General features: G+C 58.2%; 11 protein-coding genes. 5 read left to right on the top strand and 6 right to left on the bottom strand.

The features are described from left to right. Window positions 1–2 precede the first annotated feature (2 nt). The 5 genes from D3227_RS26630 to D3227_RS26610 all read left to right on the top strand — a co-directional run bounded on the left by D3227_RS26630 (window position 3) and on the right by D3227_RS26610 (window position 16,115). Window positions 3–1,967 (top strand): hypothetical protein, encoded by a 1,965-nt coding sequence (locus D3227_RS26630; protein ID WP_120017247.1) that lies wholly within the window; start codon window positions 3–5, stop codon window positions 1,965–1,967. A 207-nt stretch (window positions 1,968–2,174) separates the two neighbouring features. Beyond that, on the top strand, window positions 2,175–5,759 hold the full coding sequence (locus D3227_RS26625; protein WP_120017246.1) for a helicase-related protein: 3,585 nt from the start codon (window positions 2,175–2,177) through the stop codon (window positions 5,757–5,759). After that, entirely contained in the window at window positions 5,756–9,961 is a 4,206-nt protein-coding gene (locus D3227_RS26620; protein ID WP_120017245.1) for a sacsin N-terminal ATP-binding-like domain-containing protein, read from the top strand. Before D3227_RS26625 ends, D3227_RS26620 begins: the two co-directional genes overlap by 4 nt. Then, window positions 9,951–12,779 (top strand): DUF1156 domain-containing protein, encoded by a 2,829-nt coding sequence (locus tag D3227_RS26615; RefSeq protein ID WP_120017244.1) that lies wholly within the window; start codon window positions 9,951–9,953, stop codon window positions 12,777–12,779. Before D3227_RS26620 ends, D3227_RS26615 begins: the two co-directional genes overlap by 11 nt. A gap of 3 nt (window positions 12,780–12,782) precedes the next feature. After that, window positions 12,783–16,115 carry a Swt1 family HEPN domain-containing protein gene (locus D3227_RS26610; RefSeq protein WP_120017243.1) on the top strand — a complete coding sequence of 1,111 codons (3,333 nt, stop codon included), beginning with the start codon at window positions 12,783–12,785 and terminating at the stop codon, window positions 16,113–16,115. Window positions 16,116–16,219: 104 nt separating this feature from the next. Here D3227_RS26610 and D3227_RS26605 read toward each other — a convergent pair whose 3' ends face one another. From D3227_RS26605 to D3227_RS41205, 6 genes are all read right to left on the bottom strand, one after another. Then, window positions 16,220–16,522, bottom strand: a complete 303-nt coding sequence (locus D3227_RS26605; RefSeq protein WP_120017242.1) for a hypothetical protein — start codon at window positions 16,520–16,522, stop codon at window positions 16,220–16,222. A 103-nt stretch (window positions 16,523–16,625) separates the two neighbouring features. After that, window positions 16,626–17,129: a hypothetical protein gene (locus D3227_RS26600; RefSeq protein WP_120017241.1), complete on the bottom strand. Its 504-nt coding sequence runs from the start codon at window positions 17,127–17,129 to the stop codon at window positions 16,626–16,628. Further along, on the bottom strand, window positions 17,126–17,386 hold the full coding sequence (locus D3227_RS26595) for a hypothetical protein (protein WP_120017240.1): 261 nt from the start codon (window positions 17,384–17,386) through the stop codon (window positions 17,126–17,128). Before D3227_RS26595 ends, D3227_RS26600 begins: the two co-directional genes overlap by 4 nt. Window positions 17,387–17,669: 283 nt before the next feature. Further along, window positions 17,670–18,626, bottom strand: a complete 957-nt coding sequence (gene ligD / locus D3227_RS26590; protein WP_120017239.1) for a non-homologous end-joining DNA ligase — start codon at window positions 18,624–18,626, stop codon at window positions 17,670–17,672. A 443-nt stretch (window positions 18,627–19,069) separates the two neighbouring features. Next, window positions 19,070–19,372 carry a hypothetical protein gene (locus D3227_RS26585; RefSeq protein WP_120017300.1) on the bottom strand — a complete coding sequence of 101 codons (303 nt, stop codon included), beginning with the start codon at window positions 19,370–19,372 and terminating at the stop codon, window positions 19,070–19,072. A gap of 205 nt (window positions 19,373–19,577) precedes the next feature. Next, window positions 19,578–19,988 carry a hypothetical protein gene (locus D3227_RS41205; RefSeq protein ID WP_147377689.1) on the bottom strand — a complete coding sequence of 137 codons (411 nt, stop codon included), beginning with the start codon at window positions 19,986–19,988 and terminating at the stop codon, window positions 19,578–19,580. Between the last annotated feature and the right edge of the window lie 756 nt (window positions 19,989–20,744).

The raw sequence follows: 20,744 nt of genomic DNA, 5'->3' as shown, positions 1-20,744 counted from the left end.
CGATGCTGATTTCCGAAGCGCTGAATGTCCTCGGCTCGAAGCGTGTCATTTGGATCGATGACTGCTTCAGCGACACGCCGGCTCAGCTCGCACGGTTGCTGATCAACAGCCTTGAAACCGCGCAGGCTTGCGAATTCCCCGAATTGCTAGGCGCGCTCTCCTCGTACGAATTCGACGCTGCGGCCGCTGAGGGATCGATTGTTCAGATTCTCACCGATCTTGACCCTGAACGGGTTGCCGCTATCAAGGCTACGTTCTTCGAGAAGGAGGGCGATCAAGAGGAGTTCGCGACGGGCGAACTCTCAGTGGCGGCAATTGAACGCGCCTGCGAACTGCTGGGAATCTTAGAAGCCGATAGGTGGACCTTCGAGAAGGCTGATCAGGATCTTCCAGCGATATGTGCCGCCGGCGACGCGGAGCTCAGCTACATCGTAGATCTCAACGAAGCGGGCGGGTCAAAGACACGTGGCCTGGATGTTCTGAGAACGCTTTGGAATAAAAACTCCAGGGGAACGGCCTTTATTCTCACGCACGAGACCGATATTCCTGGAGAGGGCAAGAGCGAAGCCGAGCTGCGCGTTCAGCTTGCGGATTTGGGAGGGCTCGGGCTCCCGCTCTGCGTGATCGCCAAAGAGCGGCTCTACGACAAGGCCGAAGACGCTGATGGGATGGAAGAGGCGCTTCGAACCGCGGTCAAGCGGGCGGGGCTTCGGCGCAGCGTCCATGAGGTCTTGGTGCGCGCGCGGAACACGCTGCAGAAAGCGATTGATGAAGCTGCAGAAGGTTTGCTCAGCATCCCGCCTGAGCAACTCGAATCTCATGTCTTCGAACGTGGATACAAGGAGGGCGTTTCGGAACTTCACGTCGTCGAGCGGGCGATTACGGCGCATCTCGGAAAGCAGGCGCGTGAGTTCTTTGGGGTGGACGAGGGCGTCCGTACGAGCGCAAACCGCTTGCGGGCACTTCGTGGCATCAAGCTGAAGCCGGTCGACGCCGCACCGGACCCCAACCTTTCCGCGTTTCGGGAAGCAGAGGTATGGGAGTCAGACGAACTGCTGAACCGCGCGCTCACGCCCATTGCTTGTGGTGACGTATTCGAAGCCGATCTGGACGAAGCCGCGACGAAGGTAAGCAGCAAGAAGTATGTGCTGCTTGGTCAACCCTGCGACATTTCACTCCGGCCGGAGGAGAAGAAGCGCGCGCAAGACACGGCTTTCCTTGTCCCACTGCGGAAGCGGACCGAGCCAGCTAAGGCCGACCCCAAAGCACCGCTGCTTCCCTTCACGTTGCGTGGAGAGCAATGGGCGTGCGACTTCCGCAATGCGAGCGCAATAAAGATTTCGATTCTGGATCTTGCTTCATTCCGCCAGGATGGTCGCGTTCGCGTTGACGAAGGACACGAGGTTCCGGCCCATCTCCTGATGGGCCAGCAGAAGGTCTACGCCGATCGAACAGCAGCCGCTTCGAACGCGCTCGCCGAGGCGAAGGCGTTACCTATGTCCGGTACGATCAGTACTCCCCTACAACTCACCTTCACATCCGAAGACGCTTTCAAGCATATTCACACCGCAATCTTCGAACCGGCGTCGAAGCAGCGTGAGGATGGGAAGGATATTACGCGGCCCAAGCGGGTGACGTGGCGGCTTCGCCGCTGTGGCCGAATTCGAATGCCTTATGCAGCGGCCTTGCTCGATCAATACACAACTGTGATGAGCAGACAGGCCTTCGACCTCGATTATATGTCGCCAGGCGGCATTGAGCCCGTCCCTGCTAGCGAGCACCCGAATTTACGCAAGACTATGGACGAGACAACGGAGGCGATTCGGGAAGAGCCAACGGGATCGGAGCCCGCAACCCCAAGACATCTGGAGAGCACTCATGAGTTTTCCGGCGAAGGGTACATGGCGAAAGTGCTACGAATAGCGACTCGGAATTTTCAGTCACTGAAAGTCCGCATGGGATCTTAGCGTCGTCTGTGGGCGCAAAATGCTCCAGAAGCGCCTGAACGCATCCCTGCGGTCGGCCTCCGTTGCATGGATTGTGGATGCGACATGCGTGAGGAAACGAATGACGGCGATCTTCTATCGAATTCATTAACATGACGGCTGCGGGGACATGCCAACCGTTCTGTGTTCGGGAAATTTCGGCGATACTTCATCGCGAGGATTCTTAAGATGGCTCAACTCGAAGACCTGAAACCCAATGCGTCCGTTCGCGGCATCTTGCCAGATGGGCTGGTCACCGTTGTCAATGTTCACTGGCATGGTTCAGCCGCTCTGGAACTCACCTATAAGACGCCCGAAGGTAAGGTCGCGAACGAACTGCTCTATAGGCATGATGAGCCAAGAATTGGCGTTGTAGAGCTAGGTCGCCCATGGAGCTTCGACGGAGACGGTACGCTCTTCCGGCTCGTATCTGAAGCGCAGCGAATTCGGCTCGCCCATCTTTTCGATCCAGTGTTGGCCGTTCACACTTCCGTTGTGGAGCCACTGCCGCACCAAATTACTGCGGTCTACGAGTCCATGCTGCCGCGTCAGCCTCTGCGATTTCTCCTTGCAGACGACCCGGGCGCCGGCAAGACAATCATGGCCGGCCTTCTGATGAAGGAGTTGATCGCACGAGGCGATCTCCATCGCTGCCTAGTCGTATGCCCAGGTAGTCTCGCAGAGCAATGGCAGGACGAACTGTATAGACGGTTTCATCTACCCTTCGATATCTTGACCAACGACAAGCTCGAAGCAGCCAGGACTGGCAATTGGTTCCTCGAAAATAACTTGGTTATTGCGCGGCTCGATAAGCTTTCGCGCAATGAAGATGTGCAGCAAAAGCTTCAGGCCCCTGATTGCCGCTGGGACCTAATCGTCTGCGACGAAGCGCATAAGATGTCCGCCACGTTTTTCGGTGGGGAAATTAAATATACTAAGCGCTACAAATTGGGCCAACTGCTCGGCACATTGACCAGACATTTCCTTTTAATGACTGCGACGCCGCACAACGGCAAGGAAGAAGATTTTCAGCTATTTATGGCGCTTCTTGACGGTGACCGCTTTGAGGGTCGATTCCGAGATGGCGTGCATGCGGCAGACGTTTCCGACCTCATGCGAAGGATGGTCAAGGAAAATCTACTCAAGTTCGATGCCACGCCTCTCTTTCCCGAGCGAATTGCCTATACCGTCCCCTACAAGCTCTCGGACGCAGAGGCTCAGCTGTACAAGGAGGTCACGGACTACGTGCGCGAAGAGTTCAATCGAGCGGAGGCTCTCGAGAATGACAAGCGCGCCGGCACCGTAGGTTTCGCTCTTACCATTCTCCAGCGCCGCCTCGCGTCTTCGCCGGAAGCGATCCACCAGTCTCTAAGGCGACGAAGGGAACGATTGGAAGGCAGGCTCAGAGAGCTGGAGCTGCTCCAACGCGGCGGCGAAGTCGCGCCTGCGCTAGCGGCGGCGGCTCCGGCGCTCGCCGCAGAAGACGTCGAGGATCTCGAGGATGCGCCCGACAATGAGGTCGAGGCGGCCGAGGAAGACATACTCGATCAAGCGACGGCCGCGCGAAGCATCGCGGAACTGCGCAACGAAATCGAAACCCTGAAACGCCTTGAGGCCCTGGCGCACTCGATCCGCCGTAGCGGTGAAGACAAGAAGTGGCGCGAGCTTGCGAACCTTTTGTCCGAGATTTTTACTCCGGCTGTCATCGCCAACCAACTCGAGGGGGACCCAGCTCCTTATGACGTGGATGTCCATCCTATCCCAAAGCCGACTCCTTCCCCATCGCAGAAGCTGGTTCTTTTTACGGAACACCGAGACACGCTGAACTACCTCGAAGGGCGGATCACTACCCTTTTGGGTCGCAAGCAGTCGGTCGTCATGATCCACGGAGGAATGGGCCGCGAGGAGCGGTTGAAGGCACAAGAGTCGTTCAGACACGATCCTGAGGTTCAAGTCTTACTTGCAACCGATGCCGCTGGTGAAGGCATAAATCTCCAGCGTGCCCATCTGATGGTGAACTACGACCTTCCGTGGAATCCGAATCGTTTGGAGCAGCGCTTCGGCCGCATCCATCGCATTGGTCAGACCGAAGTTTGTCATCTGTGGAACCTCATCGCGGAAGGAACCCGAGAGGGCGATGTGTATCGGAAGCTCCTCGAAAAGCTGGAGCAAGCCCGCAAGACCCTCGGAGGACAGGTCTTCGATGTCCTAGGTAAGCTTCAGTTCGAGGGACGCCCTCTGCGAGAGCTGCTCATCGAAGCTATACGCTACGGAGATCTACCGGAGGTTCGGGCGAGGCTTACCCAGGCTGTCGACAGCGCGCTTGATCGGACCCAGCTTCGAGACCTGCTAGAGGAGCACGCGCTGGCACATGACTCGATGGACGTAAGTAAGGTCCATCGGATACGTGAAGAGATGGAGCGTGCTGAGGCACGCCGGCTGCAGCCCCACTATATCGAATCCTTTTTCCTGGAGGCGTTCAAGCAGCTAGGCGGCAAGGCAAAGCAGCGCGAGCCACGGCGATACGAGGTCACCCATGTACCCGCGCCGATACGCAACCGTGATCGATTGATTGGGTTCGGTGAACCGGTACTACCCCGCTACGAGCGTATTGCGTTTGAAAAGTCGCTCGTTGCCCCACAGGGCCTAGCTCTCGCTGCCTTTGTGTGTCCGGGCCACCCACTTCTCGACGCGGCGATAGACCTCACCCTGGAGCGGCATCGCGATCTCCTGCGGCGAGGCACTGTCCTGGTCGATGACCGTGATCCGGGCCTAACTCCGCGCGTCTTGTTTTTTCTAGAACATGCCATTCAGGACGCAGGCATTACGCGAAGCGGAGACCGGCGGATCGTATCGAAGCGGATGCTCTACGTTGAGATCGACGCGGAGGGACAGGCCCGCCATCTGAACTACGCACCCTATCTTGACTATCGGCCGCTCCACGACGGCGAGCCAACTGTGGAAGCGTTCCTCGCTCGGGCTGAGTCTGCTTGGATCGGTCGGGAGATCGAACAGAAGGCCCAGGGCTATGCCATCACCAATGTTGTGCCGGAGCACCTCAATGAGGTTAGGTCACGTAAGCTCGAATTGCTCAGCAAGACTGAGGCCGCCGTCAAGGACAGGCTGACAAAGGAAATCAACTACTGGGATCATCGTGCCGAACAGCTAAAACTTCAGGAACAATCCGGCAAAGTAAATGCCCGGCTGAACTCGGGAGAGGCTCGGAAGCGTGCTGATGCCCTTCAGGGGCGTCTAGAAAAGCGTATGGACGAGATCAAGCGCGAACGGCAGATCTCTCCTTTGCCCCCCGTCGTCCTTGGCGGCATGCTTGTCGTTCCGGCCGGGTTGGTTGCTGCAATGACCGGGGTTCGATCGCCCACATTCACAGAATCCCCCGACACTCTGGCCGCCGCCGCAAAAGCTCGCCAGATTGTGATGAAAGTCGAACGTGATCTTGGCTTTGAGCCAATCGATCGTGAATTGGAAAAACTCGGATATGACATCGAAAGCCGCATGCCCGGCACGGGGCGCCTTCGCTTCATAGAGGTAAAGGGGCGGGTGTCTGGTGCAGCGACAGTCACGGTCACTCGCAATGAAATCCTCTATTCGCTCAACAAGCCAGATGATTTCATTCTTGCGATGGTGGAATTCGATGGCGACGATCACCGACTTCACTATGTCCGTCGGCCGTTTCAGCGCGAGCCGGATTTCGGCGTCACCAGCGTAAACTATAATTTTGCTGAGTTGATCGCGCGTGCAGAGCCGCCCAGATGATCGGGCAGCCACATTACTTCGATGGGATACGCGAGCGTGCGGCGAGACGCTGGGACCAGCTGGAAGGCGATCCCGAACTCGCCGGCCCTTGGCATCAGCTCTTCAAGCAGGTCCAGAGCCCTCGCCATATTCTTTCGGAGCTCCTGCAAAACGCGGACGACGCTGGCGCCACCGAGGCGACGGTACGTATCGAAGACCATTGCTTTATCTTCACGCATGATGGAGAGGATTTTGCCGAGGAGCATTTCGCTTCTCTGTGCCGGTTCGGCTATTCCAACAAACGTGCGCTGCATACGATCGGGTTCCGAGGGATCGGCTTCAAGAGCACGTTTAGTCTTGGGGACACGGTTCGTCTTCTGACACCCACGCTTTCCGTGGCCTTCGAGCGCCAGCGGTTTACCGAACCGAAGTGGCTTAATGGCGACGCCTCTCCAACACGCCACACCGAAGTCCATGTACCAATCGCCGATGGCCATCGGGAGCGGGAGGTCGAGAAGAACCTTGAGGAGTGGCTCAAAAGTCCGGTTTCTCTGCTCTTCTTCAAACACATTCGTCGTCTTCGGATTGGCGAGCATGAAATGCACTGGGGCAGCATGGGTTGCGGGCCAGTCCCAGATACGGAGTGGATGGCCCTGCATGACAATCCTGATCACGCCTTCCTGCTCGCGCGATCCGTAGAAGAGGCGTTTCCCTCCGAGGCATTGTCCGAAATCCGGCAGGAGAGACTTCTCGGTGCTGACCAGGAGGCGGACTTCCCCCCCTGCAAGGTCGAGATCGTCCTTGGCGCCAATGGGCGGCTATACGTCGTGCTGCCCACGGGGGTCGAGACTTCGCTGCCCTTCGCCTGCAACGCTCCATTCATCCAAGACCCGGCCCGCCTCAAGATCAAGGACCCAGAAACATCACCGACAAATCGGTGGCTCTTGGAGCGTGTCGGGGCGCTCGCAGCATCAGTGATGCTTCGATGGTTGCGCGACGCCAACGCTAGCGTGGTCGAACGATCTCGGGCTTATGAGCTGTTCCCTGATGTTGTTCGTGATGACAATTCGCTTGAAGGAACTTGCACGACGACGGTGGAAGGAACCTTCGATGGCGCGATCGAAGGCCAAGCCTTTCTCCTCACTAATGACGGCGCGCTGAGACCCGGCGGGCAGAGCGTCATCTTCCCGGAGGAAATGTTCGATGTCTGGCCCGCCGAACAGGTTGCTTCCCTCCTCGACAGTGCTAACCGACCGGCGCTATCCCGCCATGTGTCTGTCGCTAATCGCGAAAAGCTGGTCCGCCGGGGCGTGGTCGATCGCGTAAGCAAGGAACATGTCCTTGCCGCTCTTCAGGCAAAGCACCTACCGAGGCCAGAGACGTGGCGTAGTCTCCTGAAATTATGGGCGTACTTGGCGCCGGACCTGACCGGCTGGCGCATGACGGCCATCCGGTCGAAACTCAGGATATTTCCCGCTCAAGGCAGGAATGTCCTCTATTCGGCTGCCGAGGTCGTGCGATTAGGGGAAAAGCGTCTACTCCAGTCGGATGCAGATTGGGAGTTCCTTTCCGCGCACTTGCTAGTATTGAATCAAAACTGGACGCGCTTCATCACAGAGCAGTGCAGGAGCACGGAAGGTGCTGAGGAAGCCGAAATTGATCAGGAGGCATCCGCCGCGCAGGCCGTTCTCAAGACTCTTGGCTTTGAGGAGACGAGCGATGTCAACAAGGTCATTGATCAGGTAGCTTCCGGATTTTTCAATCAGGAATCGAAAGCCCTTCCAAACTGCGTCCAACTTGCCCAAATCGCCGCGAAGCTGGGCGTATCGGCAGGCGAGTCCTTCAGATTTGCGTCGAGCGATCTGCGGCTCAGATCGCGTGCCCATGTGGTTCTTTTCGACAGAGACGGAACCTTGGAGTCTCTGTTACCGAAGCTCTGGTGTGCGGAGCATCTTCTTCATCCCAGCTATTCGAAGGATTTCACCTCATGCACCGCGGAGGAGTGGCGGCGCTGGATTTCGTCGGGGCGCTCTGGCCTTCTGGAGTTCGCTCCGCTCAAGCAGAAGCGCGTCGAGGTGTATGGCCGGCAGAAGATCGAAACCGAGATCCGCAAGCGCGGTTCATCGTCCGCGCCGACTTTTCACTACAAGACATCGCGTTTCTTCCTTGAAGATTTCGACTTTGACGATGCCTTTTGGAACCATTGGGCCGCTGGCGCGAAGGATGACGATCGCCTCTGGGGTCGCGTTCTCGATCGAATACTTGCTCAGCCGGAATCCTTTTGGTCGTCAGCATCGAAAGCACGCGCGCTGCATGTCGCGACGACAGGCAGCACGCGGGCGATAAGCTCCGATGAACTCCTGCCGGCATGGATTCTGAAATTCCGGGATCTGCCTTGCCTCCCGGACACGCGAGGTGTCCTCCGCAAGCCCGCCGAGATGCTCCGACGAACGCCGGATACCGAGTCACTTATCGATGTCGAGTTTTTCGTCCATGGGCTGCTTGACCGAGAAACTACTCGGCCACTGCTGGCGCTGCTCGGAGTCAGGGACACACCCACGGGACCGCATCGCCTCCTGGACTGCCTCCGAGCCCTGGCGCAAACCAGCCAGCCACCAATCCAAGAAGTCGAGAAATGGTATCGGCGTCTCGACCAGATGGTCGATACATGTTCGACGGCCGACCTTCTGAACATCAAGAACGCCTTTCGGGAGGAGAAGATCATCCTCGCCGAGGGAACTGGCTGGGCCACACTGTCAGGCGTGTATCTCTCTGCCGATGAGGATGATGCGCCAGGCGCCGATATCATCCGTGCCTCGGTTCGCGACCTGGCGCTTTGGCGGAAAATTGGAGTAGCGGAACGACCAACTGCGGATCTGGCCATTCAGTGGCTCAAGCAACTCCCTGCGGGGGCTGCGCTATCGCAGGACGATGCCCGCCGCGTTCGGGCGCTTATGTCCCGCCACGCGAGCCGGATATGGTACGAGTGCGGTCATTGGTTGAATCTGGCGCGCGAATGGGTGCCGACAACGTCGCTTGAATACGCGCTCACCATGCAGACGCTGACGGAGTACAGCCATCTACATGAATGGGTGAAGCAAAAGACCGCCGACTTTCAGCGCTTGCCGGCGGAGATTACGGAAACGTTGCCTTTCGGAAATCTACCGCGTCTTGCGGGCCGCATCGAGGAACGCCTTCAGCAAGACCTCTTGTTTTCTGGCTCGCCGGAGAAGCAACCCTGGCTGTCCCGGTTGGGGGCCGAACTCTGCAGGATTGAACTCGATGACAGCGGCGACGCGCAGCGAATCCGCGCCTATGCAGAGGATCTCTCGTGCACTGCGTGGCGGACCACACCAACGCTGGAGATCATTCCTTATATCGACGGCGCGCCGGCGGGAACACCAAAGCATGCCGAGGTCGTGTGGCTCGACCGGGTGCTTTACGTCGAGCAGCTTCCGCGGGCCAAGCTGGCGCGGCTGGTGCCGGAGCGGCTGGGGAAGGTCTTTGGCCGACCCGATGTCACTGCGGCCTTGAACTATTGTTTCGGCCGATCGGTCGACGAAGTGACTGAGTATCTGGAAGAGAACTTCAAACTCGAGCCCCGATCAGCATCCGCGCCATCAGAAAGCGCAACACCGCTTTCCGAGGGACAGGCCACGCAAGCCGCCGGAGTGGAAGCAGTGGCCGATCATATTCTTCCACCGAAAAGCCCGGACGCTGACGTGAGGCCGGAACCGGCTACCGCGGTCGAGGCCGAGCCGACTGAACACCCAGATGAAATCCACGGGGAGTTGGACGGCGTGGATGTTGCGCCGCCAAGAGAGCGACCCGCTCCGAAACCAGTCAAGCCCAGCATCATCGAGCGGTTTGCACGATCCCTTGGCTATCAGAATGAGAGCGACGATCGCTTTTTCCACGCCAACGGCAGTTGGATCAGCAAGGCCCACGATAATCGCTTCCCTTGGGAACAGCGGACGGCGAAAGGCGAACTCGTCCATCACTACTGGCCGAAGGATCACTGCCTGGAGGAGCAGCCGCTCCAGCTTGAGGCGGACATCTGGGGGCTAATCGAGAAGTTCCCGGATCTCTATTCTCTCATTCTCTCAACCCCGCAAGGTGACCCCATCGAAGTGCCAGGCGCGCGACTGCGTGCCATGCGCGATGACGGTGAACTCACCCTCTACCCAGCCACGTACCGATTGGTTTTTGATCATGACCGTTAGTAATAGCCCGAAGAAAAAGCTAATCGAGGTAGCTCTGCCGCTACCTGAGATCAACGACGCTTCGGCTTACGACAAAATGCCAGGAATCGGCCCGCACCCGAAGGGCATCCACCATTGGTGGGCGCGTCTACCGCTACCGACGGCGCGAGCCATTCTTTTTGCCTCGGTCGTGGATGATCCAGAAGCGCATCCGGAAAAATGGCCTACGGAAGAAGAGCAGAACGCCGAGCGTGAGCGGCTCTTCGACATCATAAGACGGATGATGGGAAAGAAGCTCCACGAATCGCCCGAGGTCTATGCGGAGGCTCGGGCAGAAATGCTGAGGCACAGTGACGGCAAGCTGCCGGCGGTATTTGACCCGTTCGCCGGTGGAGGTTCTATTCCGCTAGAAGCCAATCGCATGGGTTTTGACGCTTATGCCGGCGACCTAAACCCAGTGGCTGTCTTGCTGAACAAGTGCAACCTCGAGCTCGCGCCACGCTGGGCCAACCACGCTCCTGTAAATCCCGAAGATCGCCGACGGATCGGAGGTGGAGACGCTTGGCGTGGCACGCACGGACTGGCTGCCGACATCCGCTATTACAGTCGCCTTGTACATGACCGGGCAGTCAAACAGATTGGCTCCCTCTATCCGAAAGTACGTCTGTTAAAGGAACAGGGCGGCGGTGAGGCTAAAATCATTGCTTGGATTTGGGCGCGGACCGTGGCCAGCCCAAGCCCGGCAGCTCAAGGAACACACGTACCCTTGATGAGCACATTCTGGCTCTCCAACAAGAAGGGTAGCCTGACCTGGTTGGAGCCGGTTGTAGATAAAATGAAACGGGAGTTTCGTTTTGTTGTGAAAAGCGGAACCCCATCAGATCGCACTTCGATTACTTCTGGCACCAAGGCAGGCCGCGGCGGATTCAAATGTCTCTTAAGCGGTGACCCGATCCCATTCGACTACATACGAAGCGAGGGTCAGAAGGGTCGTCTGGGTGCGGTCATGGTTGCGGTTGTAGCCGAAATCCGCCGTGGGCGAACTTATGTCTCGGTCACTAACGACCAGACAGCTTGCGCTCACGCTCCGATGCCCAACGACTATCCCGACACCGACTTGCCTAATGAGGCGCTGGGATTTCGAGTTCAAAACTACGGGATCCGAAAGCATTGGCAAATGTTTACCCCGCGCCAACTGGTGGCAATGGTAGCAATCTGCGATCTCGTTAGCGGAATTTCCGCAGATGCTCACGCGGATGCGCTGGCAGCCGGATTCAACGTCAAATTAGCAGATCAATACGCAGAGACGGTCTGCACGTTCCTGGCGCTCGCAGTCGATCGATGCGCAGATTTTAATAACTCTCTTTGCCGTTGGAGTCCGTCAAATCAGAAGGTAATGAACCTTTTCGGGCGCCAAGCAATCCCAATGATCTTCGATTTTTCAGAGGCCAACATTCTCGCTGATACCGTCGGCGGCTGGACTACATGTAGCGCGCATGTGGCGGATTGCATCGAAACGATCGCAACCCGCTCTACACAACTTGGGAGCGCTCTTCAAATTGACGCAGCTTCGGGTACAAACTCAGCCACACAGCTTCTCGTCAGCACTGATCCGCCATATTATGACAACATTGGATATGCTGCACTCAGCGATTTTTTTTACATCTGGTTGCGGCGAGCACTAGGCCGTATCCAACCAGATCTATTCTCAACGGTATTGGTGCCAAAGCTCCCAGAACTTACGGCATCACCCGAGAATTTTCACGGGAATCGGGAGATGGCCAAGGAGCATTTTGAAGCAGGTTTCCGAAAGGCATTTAGCGCCCTGCGCCACAAGATTGACCCTCAGTTTCCCCTAACTGTCTACTATGCGTTCAAGCAGGCAGACGAGGATGGAGAAGACGAGGACCAGGCGGGAGTTTCGATTGACCTAACCACGGGGTGGGAGACTTTGCTTGAGGCGCTGATTTCCAGTGGGTTTCAAATCACCGCGACTTGGCCGGTACGCGCGTCTCAGGCCTGGAGAATGCGCTCGATGGGCTCGAATGCGTTAGCATCTTACATCGTCCTTGCATGCCGCCCCCGTGCGAGCGACGCTCCGCAAATCGCCAGCAGCGAGTTTCGGAGGGAGCTGAAGCGCGTTCTCCCCGCAGCCCTGCGACATCTGCAGCAGGGCAACATCGCACCTGTCGACTTTGCTCAGGCTGCCCTGGGACCGGGAATGGCCATTTACTCCCGGTATGGTCGAATTCTCGAAAGCTCGGGGACGCAATTATCAATCAGAGCGGCTATAAACATTATCAATCAGACCCTGACGGAAGTTCTCAGTGAAGTAGAAGATGAATTTGATGCGGACACACGGTGGGCAATCGCGTGGTTCGAGCAGTTCGGATTCTCTGAAGGCGGTTTTGGTGATGCCGAAATACTCAGCAAAGCGAAGGTCACTTCTGTCTCTGGTCTCCAGCAAGCTGGCATCGTTCTCTCAAAGGGAGGCAAGGTGCGTTTGCTCCGTCCCGACGAACTACCTGCCGACTGGGATCCGCAGAACGATCAAAGCATACCTGTTTGGGAAATGACCCATCACCTTCTGCGCCTGTACCATTATCAGGCGGTTGGTGACGAAGCGACTTCGGTCCTTTTACGGAAACTGGGTTCCAACGGCGAAGCGGCACGGGATTTGGCCTACCGCCTGTTTAAGATCGCAGAGAAACGAAAGCTCTCCCAGGAAGCTCTCGGGTACAACGCGCTTGTTCTCGGCTGGCCAGAAGTTGCGCGCCTCGCACGCGAGGAGCGGATCGCGAGGCCCGCGACGCAACCTGACATGTTCGGGAGGACTTAGGCCATGGCGGTCACGAATCAGGAACGCGTCGGCAAGGCCCTTGAACTTCTCAAAGCTGGCCTTGCGCCGTTCGTCGAGCGTGAGGTCAAGAGTGCGTTGAATAACGGGCAATCCATCCAAGCCGTGCAAGCGATGGCCGAGGATCCGCTCGTTCGCGACAAGCCCATCACCCAGTGGGACTCAGCACTGCTGTTGAAGCTTATGTGGGACGCCTGGAACGATGTGTTTCGCAAGACACTTGGACCGGCTGAGCGCGGGCTCGTCGGCGAGGTGCGTGGTTACCGCAACCGCTGGGCGCATCAGGAACTATTTTCCGGGGATGATGCTGACCGGGCTCTGGATTCAATCGCGCGCCTGCTCACAGCCGTTTCCGCGTCGCAGGCCGATGAAGTCAGTAAGATGAAGATGGAGCTACGCCGACTCATCTTCGACGAGCAGATGCGGAGTGAAAAACGGAAGAGCGCGGGAACCGCCATCGAGAGTCAGGCGACAGGGAGCCTAAAGCCCTGGCGTGAGGTCGTAACCCCGCACAGGGACGTGGCAAGCGGCCGCTATCAGCAGGCTGAGTTCGCGGCCGACCTTTGGCAGGTGCATCTCGGCGAAGGCACGGACGAATATAAGAATCCCGTCGAGTTCTTTCGGCGGACGTATCTGACCGACAGCCTCAGGGGGATGCTGGTTGGTGCCGTGCAGCGGCTTTCTGGCCAGGGCGCCGACCCGGTGGTGCAACTTCAAACCAACTTCGGCGGCGGCAAGACGCACTCGATGTTGGCCCTCTATCATATGTTCTCCGGTATCTCTCCGACGGAGCTCTCAGGCATCGATGCCGTCATGAAGGATGCTGGGGCGACCAAGCTGCCGATAGCAAAGCGCGTCGTGCTGGTGGGCAATAAGATATCGCCTGGCAATCCGTCGACGAAGCCTGACGGCACAGTCGTTCGCACACTTTGGGGAGAGTTGGCATGGCAACTCGGCGGTAAGAAGGCTTTCGCACGAATTCAAGCTGACGATGTGAATGCGACGAGTCCAGGCGACGTCCTACGTGAACTATTCGTGGAGTACGGACCATGCTTGATCTTGATAGACGAGTGGGTTGCCTACGCGCGTCAACTCCACGACCAATCCGACTTACCCGCGGGCGGATTCGAAACCCAATTCACTTTCGCTCAGGTCCTCACCGAGTCGGCGAAGCTGGCTAATAATTGCCTGCTGGTTATCAGCCTTCCAGCATCAGACACGTCGGGCTCGCCTCACACCCAAGCTGATGATGTCGAGGTGGGCGGCCAACGTGGGCGCGAAGCACTTGATCGGCTGCGTAATGTCGTCGGCCGCGTTGAATCTTCCTGGCGACCCGCCAGCGCCGAGGAGGGCTTCGAGATTGTCAGACGACGGCTGTTCGAGCCGATGTCCGATCCGGCGCAATTCAGGGACCGAGACGTTGTGGCCCGCGCCTTCGCCGATCTCTACCGGACGCAGCATCAGGAATTTCCGTCTGAGTGCCGCGATGCCGACTATGAAAAGCGGCTCAAGGCAGCCTACCCAATCCATCCCGAGATCTTCGATCGGCTCTACACAGATTGGTCGACGCTGGTGAAATTCCAACGCACCCGCGGCGTATTGCGCCTTATGGCCGCAGTGATCCACAGCCTGTGGGAGAAGGGCGACCGCAATCCGATGATTCTGCCGGCAAACATCTCGATCGATGATCCTCGGGTGCAATTCGAACTGACGCGCTATCTTTCGGACAACTGGGTGCCGGTCATCGAGAAGGACGTGGACGGTCCCAGCTCGTTGCCGCTGCGGCTCGATGGTGAAGTACCAAACCTCGGCAAATTCGCCGCCTGCCGACGCGTCGCACGCGCTATCTACCTGGGCTCGGCCCCGCTTACGCAAGCGGCGCATAGAGGCCTCGAAGACCGTCGCGTGAAACTTGGCTGCGTCATGCCGGGCGAATCGCCTGCGGTGTTCGGCGATGCGCTTCGGCGATTGAGCGGGGTAGCGACCTATCTCTATCAGGACGGCGCCCGCTACTGGTACTCGACCCAGCCGACCGTTACCAAGCTTGCAGATGATCGCGCCGAGCAGTTGAAGCGAAACCCGGACGCTGTCGTGCAGGAAATTGATCGCCGCCTGCGCATCGATCTGCGGTCAGCCGGCGAGTTCCGGCGCATACATCCCTTGCCGCAGTCCGGTGCGGACGTGCCCGATGATATGGACGCCCGCCTGGTCGTGCTGAGCATCGACCATCCCTATAGCAAGGATCCGACGAACAAAGCCCAGTCAGCGGCCAACGCCATACTGGAATCGCGCGGGGCCGCGCCTCGACTGTTCAGGAACACGTTGACCTTCCTGGCCGTCGACCAAACGCGGTTGCAAGATTTGGGCGAGGCGGTGCGCCGTTATCTGGCTTGGGAGTCTATCACGCTAGAGAAAGAAGCTCTCAATCTCGACCCCCAACAGTTGAAGCAAGCCGAAACCCAAGTGAAGTCTGCCGATGGAGCTGTTGTTGCCCGGCTCCCTGAAACCTATCAGTGGCTGCTTGTTCCGGCGCAAAGTAGCCCGCAATCTCCAATCGAATGGCACGCGTACCGCCTGTCTGGCCAGGACGCACTTGCCGTCCGTGCCAGCAAGCGGCTTCGTAACGAAGAGCTTCTCGTGCCTGTACTGGCCGGGACCCGACTGCGGATGGAACTCGACCGCGTCCCTCTTTGGCGAGGCGATGATGTCGCAGTCAAGCAGCTCGCAGAGGACTTCGCGCGATATCTTTATTTGCCACGCTTAAAAGACTCACAGGTGCTCGCAGCGGCAGTCCAGGACGGACTGAGCCTATTGCTGTGGCAAAGTGAATCATTCGCCTACGCAGACAGCTTTGACGAGGCGGCAGGGAGGTATCGCGGCCTGCGCGGCGGGCAACAAGCAGTCGCTTCTGTCGATAGCCTTGGCGGGGTCCTCGTTAAGCCCGATGTTGCCTTGCGGCAGCAAGCTGCCGACGCCGCACCGAAGTCGGTGCCGTCGACCGGCGGAGATACAGGTGAGCAACCGGGCGATCAGCCTAATGCCCCCGGTGACGGCCCCGTCCCAGTGAGGCCAACAGCTCGCACGCCTAAGCGATTCCACGGCACCGTGGTCGTTGATCCAGCTCGAGTCGGCCGTGACGCAGGCCGGATCGCCGACGAGGTAATTTCTCACCTCGTCGGCTTGGTCGGCTCAGAGGTGACTGTGACTATTGAGATCGAGGCCAGAATACCAACAGGAGCGCCCGACAACGTGGTCCGGACGGTCACCGAGAACAGCCGTACCTTGAAGTTCACCAGTCAGGGCTTCGAAGTGGAGTAACTTGTCCCGTCCATTATCCTGGATCCTTCGACCCGCGGCCTCCAGGCTGTTTGAAAGATCACATATCCCCGGAATGGCTCTCTTCTTCTTTTCCCCGGTTCCGGTCAAAACCAAACACTGCGGACGACGCTACCAAGATACCAAGTGAGCTCGATACAAGTCGCCAGCGAGCAACTGTCAGGGCAAAAGCGCGAACCGAAGCCGAAAGAGGGCATCGCGATGGGGTCACCGCGCGCCATGCATGTTCTACGCAAGACTTTGATGACTATGGCGCCGTCCTGCCGCGCAAGGGCGATTGCCCGCTTGTCTACCTCGTCAGGGTAATTCACCTCGACGATGTAGTAGCGTTCAACCGTTTCACGCGGATTTGCGATCTTCCGGGCGTGAACTTTGACATCGTATTTCATGGCGCTGAATCCTTCTGTGCCGACTGATTCAAAGGATTTCACTCCCCTGCCGAAAGAAGCGTGCGGCCCACGTGGTGCCGCACTTGTCGTGCACATTTGGCCACTATTGATATGGGAAGCTAAGGCTGTTGCACGAAATTTCCGTTCTGCCATCGACAAATGTCGGTTCGCCGACCTCAAGTTTTGTCTCGTCAGCCGTAATCGTTCGCTTGATCCAGTCTTTGATTGTTGCGGTATCTTCCTCAGAGACTAGCCGCAAGCCAGTTCCCGCCGAAGTGCCCGGCCCACGCCAGTAAAGGCGAGGGAAAAGATCGAGCAATAGCCGATCTTCGGCTGAGGCGCAGATATGGGTGAAAGTAGCTCCCTTCACCTCCAGCTGAGGCCGGATCGCCCAGCAGGTCTCGCTGTCTGCACCCTCGCCCCTGTCGAGGTGAATGCGTTTGGATTTGTTCAAATAGAGTAGGGTGGCCGTCGGATCTGGGGCGTGCTTGCACGTAAGTTGATGGATCAAATGTTCAGTGAATGCTTCCTGCGCTTCTTGGGAAAACGCAGCAGTCGAGACACCGAGCAGGAGCGCTGTTACTGCCGCTACGAACCTGGCAGTCATTGACCCGACTTCTTGACGAAGCCCTGTTCAGCCATGCAGCCACGGAACACCGCGTCGGACGATACGGCCCGTATGAGAAGGCCGCTATTGGCCCCAGCAAAGTTCTCCGCCGCCCTGCCCTCGCATATCGCCTTCGCTTGCTCGTAGCGACCGGCGAAAGACGGCGAAGTAGCTTGTTGCCACTGATCCGCAGTGCTGTTGCACCCAGCGAGCGCCAGCAGCGGCAGCACCGCTGACAGAATTATGGCCTGTTTCATATTCTTCCCCCCAAATGGAAGTTCCAAAATAGTCTAGCCGCGAACCAGTGTCGCGTGAACCCGCTGGCGTGCGAGCAGAGCCCGCGAGAGGGCTCATCGGAGCGGCTGATAGGCGCGCGACGATATCGACCCTCATCTTGAAGGTTCTACCGCTCGGGAAGGTCGCTTGCTGCCCGTTGACCCGTACTTTCGAATGATCGCGTCTCCAGCCAAAGTTTCGACACCGCTACCTTGGCACATCGCGATGCCGTTAGGAGGTGTCCACCCTATCGATCAGGCCTTTTTACAGAAACTCGTCAACCGACCGGTCTTCGCGAATTCCTTTGAACGACGGATGCCGGAGCTGGTGATCCTCGGTCCAGCCGCGGTATTCGACGTCGACGACAATCTCCGGCCGCGTCCAAATTGCACCTTTCACTTTGAGACCGGGAATAGTTGATTTCTCGGCTTCAGTGGCTTTGAGCCGGCGTATCATGTCGGTGCCGGTGCGCGCATTGAAGCCGGTGCCAACGCCGCCGGCGAAGACCAGATTTCCGTCCTCGACATTCGCCAGAAGCACGCTTCCCAGACCGCCGTAACTGTTGCCGGGCTCGTAGCCGATGACGATGAACTCATCACTCAGCACGCATTTTGTCTTCACCCATTCCTGGCGCCGGCCGGATCGATATGGACTGACACGCAGCTTGGAGACGATGCCCTCGAAGCCGAACTGGCAGACTTGTGCGAGAATGTCGCTGCCGCCGCTGATCTCGTCGCTCAAAACGATGCCGTTTGGCGGCGTCTCACCCAGCAGATTAACTAGCGCTTTGCGCCGATCGACGAGTGGCCGATCGCGAAGATCCTCGCCGTCGATCTTGAGCAGGTCGAAGACGGCAAGCATGATGTCCTGACGTCTCCCGCCGCGGCCAAGAGCCCGCTGAAGACTGGAAAAGTGCGACAAGCCCTTGTCGTCGGCGACAAACGCCTCACCGTCTATTATCGCGTCCGTGGCGTCGAGCTCGGCCACCGCCGCGACGATGGTCGGAAACCTGACGGTCCAGTCGTGGAGGTTGCGGGTAAGGATTTTGACCTTGCCTTTGTCGAGATAGACCCCGATCCGATAGCCGTCCCATTTGATTTCGTGTAGCCAATCAGGGCCCTGCGGGACGCGATCGACCAGCGTCGGCAGGAGAGGCGGGATTACGCCGGCGGCAATACTCGGCCGGTCACGGGCGCTGGTGGTACGGCGCGCCCATTTCATGATGCCTTCCGATCCCGTGGTCTGAAAAGCGCAAATGTCACGCGGCCGTCACCCCATACCTTCGGCGCATCGACTATCGTCAGACGATCGCCCGGCCCGATCTTGGGAGACGGCATCAGTGTATGGAGCAGATAACACCGGCAAACATCGAGCCGGTGCGATTGAACAAGCGAATTGCCGCTAATGTCTCGCGATCATCCATGGTGTCGCCCCAGCTGTTGGCGATCGACTGGACCTCCCAGCTGTTGCCATGCTGCGCCCTGGCAACGGCAAGCTCGTGCCGGATCTCGCACCGGACCGCCTCATCGAGGCAAAAATGACCGCGGCATCGCTCATGTCGAAAGAATATACAGCGGTCAAATTTGTTCCAGCACCTTGACCGCAGTAGGCAGTGGCTAGGAGTCTCCTCTCACAGAATGACGGAGAAGGGTGCCGCCGGCGCTTCAGTGATGAGTTCTCGTATTCTCCGACCAGTGCGTCGCCGGCGAGCCGGGATCCAGATACCTGCCGATCGATCGCAGGTAGGCAACGATTTCCAGCTTGAGGAAATCGCGATCGCCGTAAGTCTCCTCAATCTTGTCAATCTTCGGCCACGCGATTTCCCGTTCCGCCGGCGACAGGTCGGCATCCCCGACCACATATTTGTCATGGCCGACGGCGCAGATGTCGCACCCTGCCTTGATGATCGCATCGACAAACGCCGGAATCTCGCTCGCCTTCATGAGCCGATTGTTACTTGCCGCCATGAATGTCACTCCCGATTGCAGCGTGAACAGCAGCAAAGAATGAGGGCGCGGCTGGTGCCGCGCCGTCATAGCCGTTGCTGCCCTCGTCAGCCTACTTCGTCTTCTGATGGTGAAGAAAGCCCAGATTGGCTTGAAGCATGAGCCCGTCGAAATTCGCCTGCCTTTCAACGATCGCCATACGAGTCTCCGCTTCGGCCTCGTCCTCTCACCAAAGATGCGGCGCGCCGGAAACTGGATCTCCACCGGCGAAATGTCCAGCACCTCGCAGGTGTGAGGGAACCGGCCGACTGTCAGCCGCGAAACCGCGTTTTCGTAGCGGTTGTAAACCTGGTCGCACGAGCATCGGCGCCAGCTTCGATTGCGCGATTTTCCGTCGATAGCGAGCGTTGCGAAGGCTGGTGCTGATCTTTTTTTCAATTTCGGCACTTAGCTCCAGTTCGCCGAAGCTGGTTTTTCCGATAGACCGGCTTGCCAACTTGCGGATCGTTGATCTGCTGTAAACCGAGGTGAGAAATCCATTCCTCGAAAGAGGATACTGCAATTGATCCTGCCAAGTTGCGGTTGATCGCCGGTGTTCGGTCGAATTAATGTAACCGAATTGGTAGACTGGATGCACTTCGAATCTCGTGATCATGGTAGAAGTTATGGGCGCGTCGCTTCGCGAAACCGCTCTATGCCTCCGGCACGGAGCCTTGCCTACAGCCAGTCTCCTCCCATTCGGGTGACGATCGGACGCGCGGCTGCTTCGCAGCCAGAACGCCGTAGGGCGTGCACCAAATTGGCATATCGCCCGTTTACAGAACGGGGTGAAATCAGCATAGTGCACCCTGCTCAGCCAAATACGAGTTGGTGATGGTAAGTCGCTAGCCCTTCTTGCCACTCACCGCGGGAGCCGTCCTGGCGCAAGCCGGTGACGGCTCCTTTCATTTCCGAGTGACGGCCGCGATCGCGGCCGACTTTGTTTGCGTCTGTGAGGGAAAGAGGGCGCTGCCCTCTCTCCCTCGCAAGGAAAAAAACGGTCTCCCCGTCCTTCCTCCGCTACGCCTTCGGCTGCGCTACATGCAGGATCGACGCGGATCCGCTTAGGCGGATCATGCGTCGCCCCTTCGGCTTTGCCTCGGGCGGGCGAACCCCCTCCGTTTTTTCCCTTGCCTCCCTCTCTCCCGCTGCTCCGCGCGAGCTCGGGAGCAGGAGCGGAGCTCCTGCCCCTTCGGGCACGAGACCGCTTCGCGGAGAAAGAAAGGGCTAGAGCAGTTTCTGGATAATCACGGTTAGGCATCGTAGCCGGCGTGGGCGAACAGGTTTTCGCATTCTTTGGGGTGGAAACGATCGATGGCGACGGCCACGGCGTCCCATAATTCCGGGATGGACC

This window comes from Mesorhizobium waimense (genome assembly GCF_003601975.1).
GTDB classification, from domain to species: Bacteria; Pseudomonadota; Alphaproteobacteria; order Rhizobiales; family Rhizobiaceae; genus Mesorhizobium; species Mesorhizobium waimense.
This window is presented reverse-complemented; position numbering and strand designations above follow the sequence as displayed.

Excerpts from the sequence above, each read along its gene's own strand:
- D3227_RS26630 (WP_120017247.1), top strand. The coding sequence starts at position 3 with ATGCTGATTTCCGAAGCGCTGAATGTCCTCGGCTCGAAGCGTGTCATT.
- D3227_RS26625 (WP_120017246.1), top strand. The coding sequence starts at position 2,175 with ATGGCTCAACTCGAAGACCTGAAACCCAATGCGTCCGTTCGCGGCATC.
- D3227_RS26620 (WP_120017245.1), top strand. The coding sequence starts at position 5,756 with ATGATCGGGCAGCCACATTACTTCGATGGGATACGCGAGCGTGCGGCG.
- D3227_RS26615 (WP_120017244.1), top strand. The coding sequence starts at position 9,951 with ATGACCGTTAGTAATAGCCCGAAGAAAAAGCTAATCGAGGTAGCTCTG.
- D3227_RS26610 (WP_120017243.1), top strand. The coding sequence starts at position 12,783 with ATGGCGGTCACGAATCAGGAACGCGTCGGCAAGGCCCTTGAACTTCTC.
- D3227_RS26605 (WP_120017242.1), bottom strand. The coding sequence starts at position 16,522 with ATGAAATACGATGTCAAAGTTCACGCCCGGAAGATCGCAAATCCGCGT.
- D3227_RS26600 (WP_120017241.1), bottom strand. The coding sequence starts at position 17,129 with ATGACTGCCAGGTTCGTAGCGGCAGTAACAGCGCTCCTGCTCGGTGTC.
- D3227_RS26595 (WP_120017240.1), bottom strand. The coding sequence starts at position 17,386 with ATGAAACAGGCCATAATTCTGTCAGCGGTGCTGCCGCTGCTGGCGCTC.
- ligD (WP_120017239.1), bottom strand. The coding sequence starts at position 18,626 with ATGAAATGGGCGCGCCGTACCACCAGCGCCCGTGACCGGCCGAGTATT.
- D3227_RS26585 (WP_120017300.1), bottom strand. The coding sequence starts at position 19,372 with ATGGCGGCAAGTAACAATCGGCTCATGAAGGCGAGCGAGATTCCGGCG.